Below are 12518 nucleotides of genomic sequence, written 5' to 3'. Positions count from 1 at the left end.
GGCGGTTAGTGTGGTTTTACCGTGGTCAACGTGTCCGATGGTACCGACGTTGACGTGTGGCTTGCTGCGTTCAAACTTGGCCTTTGCCATGGGTATTTCCTCTTTTTTTGGTGAATCTTTATAATCAAAGATCGGTAAATAGCTGTTTGACGGCTCATGATACATACAAAACCATCAAACCGTTGACGCTATGGTTTATCTACTAAAAGCTGCTTTATTGTCTTACTCTTAACTGCTTTAGTGCAATATAAACGCCATACTTTTATATGTAGGCATTATACTTGCTTTTCAATCTTTAACTTTTTTAGCTCTCGAATATTAAACTGTATTATGTGAGCGTGTTAGTACTGCATTGCTTCATCAATATAATTGATTGGGAAATTGACAGCACTAAAAGGCAACACCTCAGTGTCACCCTTAAATTTTTATTTGCTATACTGATTTTTTATCGTTTTCAATATTCTATAGTTTCGATATCGATATAAAGCTGTGTATTAAAATAGCAAAGCAAACGCAAAAAGCTGGAATAATAAATGGAGCTCATATCGAGAATTGAACTCGAGACCTCTCCCTTACCAAGGGAGTGCTCTACCGCTGAGCTATATGAGCATGCTTTTAACAACTACAGTAGCCAACCAGTGGGTTGCACTAAAAAAAATATCACGATACAGCAATAATATACTGACTGTCGTGATGAATTATTGGTAGTCTTTGCGATTGTGACTATATGGAGCGGGTGGCGGGAATCGAACCCGCGTCATTAGCTTGGAAGGCTAAGGTGTTACCATTATACCACACCCGCATTTACTCTTCTGTAAGCTCACTCTTATAAAGAGTGGTTATATATTGAGTATGCTTGGCGCTATAACAAACTTAGAAAATATGGTGGTGGGAGAAGGATTCGAACCTTCGAAGCTTTCGCGACAGATTTACAGTCTGTTGGGTTTGACCGCTCCCCAATCCCACCTTAGTTTGCTTTGAACAAAGATGACTTAATCTAAGACAAATTCATAAAAAGCGACTTTGAAAGAGATGGTGCCGACTGCCGGGATCGAACTGGCGACCTACTGATTACAAGTCAGTTGCTCTACCAACTGAGCTAAGTCGGCTTGTTCTCTCAAAGTGGTGGCTATTCTATCAAATATTTAGACAGACGCAAGCTCTTTTTGAGTTTTTTTACACTTATTTTAATAATAAACGTCAAGCAACTGATTATATTGATATTTTTTATCAGACAAAATAGCGCTTTTTATCCGGATTGTTCGAATAGTTATTAACATGCTTATGAAAACGATAACTTGCATGGTGAGGACTAGCAACTTTAATGACACTTTTGCCAAGCACTTCCATCAAACATCTAGCGAATACGCAAGCCATTACAGGCCATTTTGACCGCTTTAATGAGCGCCAACGCTTTTTTATTGGTCTCGTCCCACTCTGCTTCTGGAATAGAATCAGCGATTACCCCAGCACCGGCTTGGATATGGATTTTGCCGCGCCGCATCACAGCGGTACGAATAGCAATGGCGCTATCCATATTACCGTGCCAACCCAGATAACCAATGGCGCCACCAAATACAGTGCGGCGTAACGGCTCCAGCTCATCAATAATTTGCATCGCACGAATCTTAGGCGCGCCTGTTAACGTGCCTGCGGGGAAAGTCGCACAAAAGACATCAAGCGCATCTTTATCAGGCAATATATCGCCCTCAACGTTAGAGGCAATATGCATGACTTGCGAATAGCGCTCGATAAACATCTTTTCGGTGACATTGACACTATCACATTCACAAACACGGCCAATGTCGTTGCGACCCGACTCAATCAGCATTAAATGCTTAGCAATCTCTTTTTCGTCACTCAGCAGCTCCTGCTCAAGCACCAAATCTTCCGCTGCGTTTTGACCACGTTTACGGGTGCCCGCCAGTGGACGCACGGTGACTTTGCCATTTTCGATACGTGATAAGGTTTCTGGAGAAGCACCGATAATGTCGAAACGCTTATGATCATCAAGCGTGTAACCATGAACCAAGAATAAATAAGGCGATGGGTTTAAAAACCGTAAGGCGCGATAGACAGCAAGCGAGTCGCCAGTATAGTCAGCGGTCAAACGCTGGGCAGGCACCACCTGCATCACCTCTCCTGCTGAGATATAGTCTTTAATGTTCTTAACGTCGCGACAGTATTTCTCCATCCCTGTTTGTGATTCAAACTTTGGGGTTGGCATAATCGGCGCGCTTAAATCTGCCATTTCTGCCAACTTACCCTCAATTTGCTCTAGCTCACGAATGGCATGACCATAACCGTCTTCAGCGGTGCAGTCCGCATAAACAATAATGGACAACGTATTCTCTAAATTATCAAAAACAATGACACTCATCGACAGCATCAGCCACATATCCGGCAGTGACATCGGATCGGGGGCGTCAGACAGTCCCACACTGGGTTCAATAACTCGCACCATATCATAACCAAAATAACCGACCAGACCACCGCTAAAGCTCGGCAAGGTAATAATATCTTCGGCAGTTGGCATCTTATACTGCGCCATCAACTGACGAATATAGTCAAAGGGATCATCAACTGCATCCACGGTGGTCTGATCATTTTTTTTGACCGTCATATTACCGTCTACATATTGCAAAATCAGATCACTACCTAGACCAATCATCGAATAGCGCGCCCAACGCTCGCCGCCTACGACGGACTCAAACAAATACGCTGAGCCATTTAAGTCACGTACTTTAGAGAATACCGAGACTGGAGTCTGCGCATCCATCAAGCGTTTTTTTACCAGTGGCGCATGACTAAAGCCACGATTTTTAAAGGCGTCATACTCATCAAAGGTCATCATAGTAGCTTTCTCTTAACACAGGGTTGGCAAAGCGCCTTAAACTTAGAAGCAATCTCAAAACAATGATAAAAATACAATACAAAGATAGCGTCAACACTCCAACGAACGCTGACGCTATTTTTAAGAATAATGGAACTAACCTTAACTCATTAATTTATCTTATCGATATAACAAAGCTATGGTCGTACACCTTTTATATACCGCCCATATTGAACAGCCATAGCGCAAGGCCAATGATAAGGATGACGGCAAATACCCATATGAACCAACCACCACTAGGCTTTTTCTCTACGTATCCAGCATTTGCGGGGTTATCGACAGCTTGGTCCATGGCATTGTTGCCTTCGGTACCAAGGTCGTGAGCCTGCCCTAAATTGGCCGTACCCGAAAACTGAGCAGTTGCTGCTTGTTTGGCACGCAACACATCTGGATCAGCTTCTTCCTGTAGTTCGGTTTTGGTGGTTTTGTCGTGGTCTGCATTGTCTAAGGACTGTTGCTCGACAGCGGGCTGTTCAACTAATGCTTTTTCATTTTCAGTAGCTACCGGCTCTTCAGTAACAGGCGTCTCAGTTATTGTTTCTTTATGCACGACATTTTCCTGTTCAGTAGTCGGTGTCTGCTCGTCTAAGGCAGCTGCGGCAACTGGAGCCGCTTGCACAGATGTGGTATCCACAGTATCTTTGGCCGCCAATACCTCTTCGATGATCGTTTCTTTAACAACTGGAGCATCAGCCTCATTAGTCTTATCAATCTTGCTTTCAGTAATATCAGCTTGTTGAACAGGAGTGGTATCTGAGTCATTAGCTGACGGCAACACGTCTGTAACCATCGTTTCTTTGACAACTGGCTTAACCTCTGCAGTTGGCTCAGAATTTACGTCTGGTGCATCAATCACCATTTCGGGTTTGTCAGCATCCGTATCAACCGTAGATTCGCGCTCAACCATCGGCTCTTCAGCGACGACTGGCTGCTCTACAGCTTCATCCACTACAGCTTCATCCACTGCAACAGTCACCGGCGTTACAGTGAAGGCAAAACTGGCAAAGCCAAGCGTATCATTGGCTTCAAGATGCCTAGACTTATTACCGTCAATACGTTGCTCATTAATAAACGTACCGTTAGAGGAGTCCAAATCTTTCACGTACAGCTTGCCATTCAGTACGCTCAGTACCGCGTGATTGCGTGATACCTCCTTACTGCCAAGTACCACGTCATTATCACTGCCACGTCCCACAGATAGGCTGTCGCTGACAGTCAAAGTCAGATCACCCAGCGCAGCGGTTAGGGCATTGAGGCGCCAAGTATCTGCGACTGTTGCTTGGGTTGTCGCTGCTGTGTTGTCTATATTGCTCGTCATAACATCACTCCTTAATTTATTATTAAATGTTCAATCATTCTCTGAAATTTATTACAACTATTCTCTTAGGATAAAACGATTATTTGGGAATAAAACGCGGCTTGATCACACCGCCAAGCTTACTATAAGGGATGCTTAGGACAGGCATACCATAAGCATAAGGGCCAATAGAATAGTGCTGGTAGCGAATATCAACGCCTTTACCAGTCAATGTGACGTTATCGCTGAGGGTAAATGGCCAGTTTTTCTCATAGCTGCTTAAGTCGTTATCGACCGTTTTTACCCACTGTTTATATGCCTCATAAGCCAACGCCTCAAAACGGGGTTTTTTGCCCGTCTGTAATATGTCTGTCAGTTGCAGTTGTTTTTTACTGCTTGTATCGAATATTAAATATTCACTATAAGGCATGCCATGCGCGCCGCCCGTAAACACATAGGAGCTTATTTCAAACAATTCAAAATCATTCACATGACCCAAATATTCAGGCTTCACTGTCAGATTATACGACCATGAACTGTCGTCTGGCATATCTATAAATTGTGAGCTTGCGAAGTCATCAATAGCCGCCTTAACCATAGTCGGCGTCGCCTTAATATTGATAGGTGCGGATTCAGTCTGTTTACTATTGACGACAAGATGATTGATACGGGCATTGGTGATATCGTTTATCCAATCCTGATTGGTTTTGAGATACCTAACCTCAATCTCTGGACAATGCTGTCGTTCGGCACATATCTCTTGCACACTTTTGGGCAGCTCATAATCAAGATAATCGGTACTGCTAATGAGATTGTCCGCATTAGCGGACATTGCTATTGTTCCAAACAGCAGGCCTGTCACTAACGTACCAACTCGGCGCAAGTTACCACTGCTCGGCATTAACGGCGGATTAATAGGTGGTGTGGCGCTCGTAAATCGAGACATTATTATCATAATTTTTCCATAAATACATAATGGTTAATATTATTCTACCGTAACCACTGTGATGTATTGTTGAAACACTGTTTGTGTTTTTGAGGGGTTACTATTTTTGAAGTATCAGTGCTTTTGAGTCATCAGTATTTTTGAGATGTCAGTGTTTATGAAAAATCGGTTTAATAACGGTCTAAACGACGGGCAATAAAAAAGACACGGCTAGCGTGTCTTTTAAAAAACAGAAAATAGGTTTCAACCATTTACTCATACTTAAATAACAGATATTAATGCTCGCGAGTGTTGCTGAAAGTCACTTCTGGATAACGATCTTGCATCAGCTGCAAGTTAACTCGTGATGGCGCAAGATAGGTAAGATAGCCACCACCATCAAGTGACAACTGGTCATGGGCTTTTTTCTTAAACTTAGCCAAGGCCACTTCATCATCGCAGTGAATCCAGCGCACGGTCGCAATTGAAACTGGCTCAAAGGTACACTGTACTTTGTACTCTTCTTTTAGGCGATGCGCGACCACTTCGAACTGTAGTACACCCACCGCGCCCAAGATTAAATCATTATTAATCTGCGGCATAAATACCTGCGTTGCGCCCTCTTCACTGAGCTGCTGCAAGCCTTTTTGTAGCGCTTTAGACTTGAGTGGGTCTCTGAGCACCACGCGGCGAAACAATTCAGGGGCAAAATGTGGAATACCGGTAAAGTTCAGCTCTTCGCCTTCAGTAAAGCTATCACCGATAGAAATGGTCCCATGATTATGCAGACCGATAATATCACCCGGATACGCTTCTTCTAAGGCTTCACGGTCTCCGGCGAGAAAGGTCAGCGCATCGGCAATGCGCACGTCTTTACCCAAACGCACGTGCTTCATCTTCATGCCTTTTTCGTACTTACCCGAGCACACGCGCAAGAAAGCAATGCGGTCACGGTGACGCGGATCCATATTGGCCTGAATCTTAAAGACAAAACCCGTAAAGTCCGTCTCAGTTGCAGAGACTTGACGCTCAGTAGTCGGGTGCGCTTTTGGTGGCGGTGCATATTTCACAAGGGTATCGAGCACCATGTTGACACCGAAGTTACCCAACGCTGTACCGAACAATACTGGCGTCATCTCACCCGCCAAGAATGCCTCTTCGCTAAAGTCTTCTAACGCCATTTGTACCAGCTCAAGCGACTCTTCAAAAGCATTAAACATCAGCTTTCCAAGGCGCTCGCGTATGTCCGGATAATCATAGCCGTCGCGGGTCTCAGAGACGGTCATCTTGCCGCCATTACCTTTTTCATAAAGGTAAGTCTTATTTTCGGTCAAATGATAGACGCCAACGAAATCCTGCCCCATACCAATGGGCCACGTCAACGGAATACATTTAATCTTAAGCACCGTCTCAATCTCACTCAGCAGCTCAAGCGGCTCGCGAATCTGACGATCCAACTTGTTCACAAACGAGATAATTGGAGTATCACGCATGCGACACACTTCCATCAATTTGATGGTACGTTCCTCGACGCCTTTTGCGCCATCAACCATCATCAGCGCGCTGTCGACAGCGGTCAACGTACGATAAGTATCTTCACTAAAGTCGGCGTGACCCGGGGTGTCTAGTAGATTGACCATATGGTCTTGATAAGGAAATTGCATAACCGAAGTAGTGATAGAGATACCACGCTCCTGCTCCATGCTCATCCAATCCGATGTCGCATGACGGTCGGTTTTGCGGCCTTTAACTTCACCAACCACCTGAATCGCTTGCCCCCATAGCAGCAGCTTTTCAGTCATGGTGGTCTTACCCGCATCGGGATGCGAGATAATAGCAAAGGTACGGCGCTTGGCCACTTCTTTGTTTAATTTCTTTGGATCTACGCTCATAATTTTTGGCTTCAACCTTGACTTCCAAAAGGCTGTCTTTTAGACAGTAACTTTCTTTTGGGCATTAATTTCAATAAATAGTATAAATAATGGGCGTATTGTAGCGGATTTAGCGTCAGGTTGCAGAATTAGCGCATAAAAAAACACGCTCTACTGGTCAAATAGAGCGTGTTTAATTAGAAAACACTTAACTAGAAAGTGCTTAATATTTTTTGAATTTAATAATAGCGTGTGATTTGCGCTGCTAAGAAGTCCCCTGCCACCTCATTGACTATCGTGCAGTCAACGACACCGCGCACACTGTTGGTATTCGGGTCAGTGCTGCCTTGCACCACAGAGTCGGCTTCATAAATATCATTATCATATTCAACGCCATTGTATTGATAAGCAGGCTGGTTTCTAAACTCAAAAAACGTCACTTGCGCAGCTTTTTGGTCATTGCCCAAACCCACACCAAAGCGTGAGGTGCTAAAATCTCTATCGTCGTTAAAACGTTCTTCGGCCGCCTCAATCCATCTGTCCAGCGTACTATAGCCGGTTTTATTTTTTTCATTAAAGGCTAAAAACGAGCGCTCGCTAGTGACCACTGGAATATAACAAACCGAGCCCGCTGGGAACGTCACATTGGTTGGGATATCAGGATAGTTATTTAAATCGGTAATGATACCACGGCTATTGCCTATGGTAGTGCCCGGACTATAACTACCAGCGTTCAAACCTGCGAGATTCAGGGTTTTATAGGTAGTCTCATAGTTCAATTGCTTGTTGCTGTTTGTCTCATAAATAGGACGTTTGACGGTGCGACCATTGACTTCAATATCCTTATTTTCCAGCCTTCCTTCAAAATCAGCTGCCAGCACGGTTCTGTCTAAGCTATTAAGACTTTGGTTGTTATAACTGTTCACCAGATTTTTTATCTTAATTTCGCGCCCGCCAGTGCGGTATATCTGATCAATTCGCGCAATAGCACTCGCGTTGGCTTGGTTGTCATAGCTATTGCCAAAGCTCGTCAGCGTGATTTTATTGTCGCCTGAACCGTAGACACCGTCATCTTCTCCGCCACATCCTACGAGTGCCATCGCGAGTAAGGATAGGGTCATAGGCAAAAATACTGTTGCTTTCATAAAAGGCGTCCTTACGGTTAGGATTTTTTATAGGGTTATGCTGATAGTGTGTGAAAAACCATGTGACTAGTTTACATCAATGTCGCCATGACTTATATATTTAAAGCCATTAATTGTTTAGCAATGCTTATTGGTGAATGTGAAGCACATTATCGTTATTCACATAAATGCTCACTTACAAAGTCATTGTATATGGTTACTACTGAGCTATAGAGCGTAGCGTCCAGTTTGTTATGCTTGATGGCTAATTGGATTAAATAATTATATAAATAAACCAACAACAAAGGATATGTTATGAACACGTTATATTCTACTCAAGCAACCGTCACTGGCGGTCGTTCTGGTAAAGCTAGTCTACAAGATAGTGATTTGACGATTAACATGGTCGCACCGGGTTCAAGTAAAGATGGTAATAATCCAGAGCAATTATTTGCTATGGGTTATGCGGCTTGCTTCGATGGCGCACTTGCGGCAGTCAAAGGCGAAGAAAAAGCAAAATTTGACTCGACCACTCAAGTATCGGTAGATTTACGTAAAGGTGAAGGTCTAGACTTTCAACTGGCAGTGAAAATTCACGTTACTGGCGAAAATACAGAACTTTCAGCCGATGAATTTCAAAAGCTGGTCGAGAAAGCCAATAAAGTTTGCCCATACTCGAAAGCCACACGCGGTAATATAGATAGCGAAGTGACCTCAGAAGTAAAATAATTCCTGAACAATGACAGTATCAGTAATAGATATAAAAGAGCTCAGTTAACGCTGGGTTCTTTTTTTCCTTAAATTTTGGCCAAAAAATAATAACGCTATAGTGAGTGAAAAGTAGTATCGAACCATCACCCATTGCTGATATCAATTTTTCTTGCTTGCCGTACCTGCGCAGACAGAGGTGACGAAAAATAGATATCAGCGATACCATCGCGTTTTTAGAATATTTTGACTATAGAACATATCATAACTTTTAAGCAGTTCGGCACACGTCATTTTTATCGTTATAATAAGCACATATTTCTATCTAATAGCTGATAAGTGACCTTTATGACTGATCCTATGACCGACTCCATGACCGACAGTGACCACAACTCCCATCAAGCGATTGATCCTGCAGTCTTGCCAAACTTTGAGACTATGCCCAATGTGGCGACCATGGACACCAGTCATGTGGACAGCAATCAGCCGCCTTTTATTTTGGTTGATGGCTCTTACTATCTGTTTCGCACTTATCATGCCTTACCGAAGACCATGCAAAACTCGCAAGGCCTGATCACCAATGCCATCCGTGGCACGCTCAATGCGTTACTCAAGCTGATGCGTCGTTATCACCCTACTCATATGGCGGTTTGCTTTGATACCAAGTCACCGACTTTTCGCCACCATATGTCTGCTGATTACAAGGCCGCTCGTCCGCCCATCGACATAGAGCTGGTAGAGCAGATTCCTTATATTCATCGCTTGGTGACCGCATTAGGTATTCCACTGTTACGCATCGAGGGTGCAGAAGCCGATGATATCATCGGGACACTGGCGCATCGTGCGGTTGAACAAGGCCATCACGTCGTCATATCCACCGGCGATAAAGACATGATGCAGCTGGTTAATGACTGCGTAATATTGGAAGACAGCTTTACTGGCAAAGTCACGGACACTCAAGCGGTCGTAGACAAGCTTGGTATTATGCCAAATCAAATGATTGATTTTTTGACCTTGATGGGCGATGCCTCAGACGGTATAAAAGGCGTGCCTGGTATCGGTAAAAAAACGGCAAAAGACCTACTCGTTGAGTATGGCGACATCGGCAATATGTTAAAGCATATTGGTTTTATCAAAGGTCGAGGTGCCAAAGGTTTGATTGAACATGCTGATGATATTCCGTTTAATAGGAAGCTTGCCACCATCGTGACAGACTTAGCTATCGGTCAGGACTGGAACGATCTAAAAATCAATACCGATCCATGTGCCCATATAGATGAATTACGCGAATTGTATAATGAGCTTGAGTTTAGAAACGAGCTAGCGTCTCTTGACCACCCAAACCATCCAGCCAACGGCTCGCAAAGTGTCGCTAACAGTCAAGCCGATGCCGAGTCACAAGCGCAAATAGCTAAGTCGCTACAATCAAGCACTATTGAGAATATCACTGACAGCAAAAATCCTGATAGAGCATGGCATACGATTTTAGACGAGCCTGCCTTTGACAGCTTGGTTAAATTATTAGAGGCTGCACCGCACTTCGTTATTGATACCGAAACGACCAGCGTCTATTGGCGTCAAGCCGAAATCGTCGGGCTGTCTTTTGCCCTGCAAGCGCATGAAGCCTATTATATTCCGCTGACTCATCGTCTGGAAGGTGATGAGCTGACTGCAAAGCAACTTGATCGTGATACGGTATTAGCGAAACTTAAACCTGTTTTGGAAAATTCAAAAATAGGCAAAATCGGTCAACACCTAAAATATGACGCGCATATTCTCAGTCATTATGGTATTGATTTAGTAGGCGCTATCCATGCCAGCCCTAATAACTGGGCAATGGATACCATGCTTGCCAGCTATGTCATCAATGCGGCAGCTACTCGTCACGGCATGGATGATTTGGCGCGCCATTATTTGCACACCCAGACCATCAGCTTTGAGGACGTCGCCGGCAAAGGCGCCAAGCAAGTCACCTTTGATCAAGTCGCCATCGATATCGCCAGTGACTATGCTTGCGAAGATGCCGACATCACTTATCAGTTGTTTGATTTGTTTAGTGAAAAGCTTGCTGATGATAAAAATAATGCCAAGCTCTTACATGAGCTAGAGATTCCAACTGCCGAGATACTCTGCCAAATGGAAGCAAATGGCATTTTAATCAAGCGCTCATTTTTAAACGAGCTATCAAAACGCTTCGATGAAGAAATCATCACGCTAGAAAAACGCGCGTATGAAGTCGCCGGTGAAGAATTTAACTTAGGCTCACCAAAGCAACTGGGTGAGATGCTGTTTGAAAAACTGGGCGTGCCGGGTGGCAAGAAAACCAAATCTGGTCAATACTCGACTGGCGAAGCGGTATTATCAAAGATTGACCACCCATTGGTCGATATCACATTGGAATATCGCGGACTGTCCAAGCTCAAAAGCACCTATACCGATGCGCTCGATAATGTCGCAGATGCGGAGACGGATCGCGTGCATACCAGCTACCATCAAGCATTGACCAGCACCGGTCGTTTATCATCCACTGATCCTAACTTGCAGAATATTCCTATTCGTACCGCCACTGGTCGCCTGATTCGCCAAGCGTTTATCGCGCCAGAAGGTCGCGTTATTCTGGCTGCGGATTATTCACAGATTGAATTACGTCTGATGGCGCATTTCTCAGGCGATGAGAACTTAACCCGCGCCTTTAACGAGGGCCTAGATATTCATACCGCAACGGCTGCTGAAGTCTTAGGCAAAACGGTTGAAGAGGTCAGCGCCACCGAGCGCCGCAACGCTAAAGCCATTAACTTCGGTCTGCTGTACGGCATGAGTGCCTTTGGACTAGCCAAGCAACTGCAAATGAGCCGTAATGAGGCGCAAGATTATATCGATATGTATTTTGAGCGTTATCCAAGCGTCAAAGACTACATGATCAATACGCGTGCCAGCGCTTATGAAAAAGGCTATGTCGAGACGATATTAGGTCGCAAGCTCTATACGCCAGATATCAATCATAGCAATCGTATGGTTAAGCAAGGGGCAGAACGCGCAGCGATTAACGCGCCGCTACAAGGCTCTGCCGCCGACCTAATTAAGCTTGCCATGATTGCCGTCGATAAAGTACTGCCAAGAGAGCAAGCCAAAATGCTGCTACAAGTCCATGATGAGCTGGTGTTCGAAGTGGATAGCGACAAGGTTGATGAAATTAGCCAGTTGATTACCGATGCCATGCAAGACGTCTTAAGGACGACAGCCGTGGAAAAAGGTTGGCATGTAGACTTCGCGGTACCGTTATTGGTGGAGACCGATAGTGGTCAAAACTGGGATGAGGCGCATTGATTGTGTAGTATTAACAATGAGATATGACTGATTAGTTAAATTACATAATGGCATGATAAGGCATTTCGCTGTATAATAGCAGTACATTAAATTATCTGGTCTTATGAGACAATTTACGGTTTGAAGTGGGCCCAAGGGCTCACTTTTTTATTTCAAAAAAAAGCAGGAGTGCCTTATTTTGGCGACAGATGGCTTCATTGAAATTCCCAGTATTATCCTATTAATAGCTTGCTTGCTACGCTGCGCGCAGTACGTAGCACAGAGTCATGTCAAACAAATTAAAGCCTTTTGGTTGGCCTCAGTTCTCGTATTCGTCGCGGTCATTCGTCGTGAGTTAAACTATTTACCAGAATTATTTATCCCAAGTAATTTT

8 protein-coding genes and 4 tRNA genes are annotated in these 12518 nt (G+C 44.2%); 2 read left to right on the top strand and 10 right to left on the bottom strand.

What is annotated here, in order from left to right:
* The 10 genes from HQR03_RS03820 to HQR03_RS03775 all read right to left on the bottom strand — a co-directional run.
* Nucleotides 1-90 (bottom strand): GTP-binding protein (locus tag HQR03_RS03820; RefSeq protein ID WP_173239198.1); only part of this gene is annotated, 90 nt, incomplete at its 3' end.
* Nucleotides 91-534: 444 nt separating this feature from the next.
* Nucleotides 535-609 (bottom strand) — tRNA-Thr (locus tag HQR03_RS03815).
* 119 nt (nucleotides 610-728) lie between these two features.
* Nucleotides 729-802 (bottom strand) — tRNA-Gly (locus HQR03_RS03810).
* 81 nt (nucleotides 803-883) lie between these two features.
* Nucleotides 884-967: transfer RNA gene (locus tag HQR03_RS03805), tRNA-Tyr, on the bottom strand.
* A 66-nt stretch (nucleotides 968-1033) separates the two neighbouring features.
* Nucleotides 1034-1109: transfer RNA gene (locus HQR03_RS03800), tRNA-Thr, on the bottom strand.
* Between the two features lie 248 nt (nucleotides 1110-1357).
* A complete protein-coding gene (locus HQR03_RS03795; RefSeq protein ID WP_173239197.1) occupies nucleotides 1358-2854 on the bottom strand; it encodes an anthranilate synthase component I family protein in 1497 nt (498 codons plus the stop codon).
* Between the two features lie 193 nt (nucleotides 2855-3047).
* The gene (locus tag HQR03_RS03790; protein ID WP_173239196.1) at nucleotides 3048-4211 is read right to left on the bottom strand and encodes an FHA domain-containing protein; all 1164 of its coding nucleotides are present in this window, start codon (nucleotides 4209-4211) and stop codon (nucleotides 3048-3050) included.
* A gap of 79 nt (nucleotides 4212-4290) precedes the next feature.
* Entirely contained in the window at nucleotides 4291-5136 is an 846-nt protein-coding gene (locus tag HQR03_RS03785; RefSeq protein WP_244951972.1) for an RsiV family protein, read from the bottom strand.
* 275 nt (nucleotides 5137-5411) lie between these two features.
* Nucleotides 5412-7007 carry a peptide chain release factor 3 gene (locus tag HQR03_RS03780; protein ID WP_101210604.1) on the bottom strand — a complete coding sequence of 532 codons (1596 nt, stop codon included), beginning with the start codon at nucleotides 7005-7007 and terminating at the stop codon, nucleotides 5412-5414.
* Nucleotides 7008-7225: 218 nt separating this feature from the next.
* Entirely contained in the window at nucleotides 7226-8131 is a 906-nt protein-coding gene (locus tag HQR03_RS03775) for a hypothetical protein (protein ID WP_173239194.1), read from the bottom strand.
* 294 nt (nucleotides 8132-8425) lie between these two features.
* On the opposite strand from HQR03_RS03775, the gene HQR03_RS03770 reads away from it, so the two are divergent.
* Together HQR03_RS03770 and polA are read left to right on the top strand one after the other, a co-directional pair.
* On the top strand, nucleotides 8426-8839 hold the full coding sequence (locus tag HQR03_RS03770; RefSeq protein WP_101210606.1) for an organic hydroperoxide resistance protein: 414 nt from the start codon (nucleotides 8426-8428) through the stop codon (nucleotides 8837-8839).
* Nucleotides 8840-9190: 351 nt separating this feature from the next.
* Nucleotides 9191-12145, top strand: coding sequence for a DNA polymerase I (gene polA, locus HQR03_RS03765; protein WP_173239209.1), 2955 nt, complete (start codon nucleotides 9191-9193; stop codon nucleotides 12143-12145).
* Nucleotides 12146-12518 lie beyond the last annotated feature (373 nt).

Source organism: Psychrobacter okhotskensis (assembly GCF_013248965.1).
Classification (GTDB): Bacteria; Pseudomonadota; Gammaproteobacteria; order Pseudomonadales; family Moraxellaceae; genus Psychrobacter; species Psychrobacter okhotskensis.
This window is presented reverse-complemented; position numbering and strand designations above follow the sequence as displayed.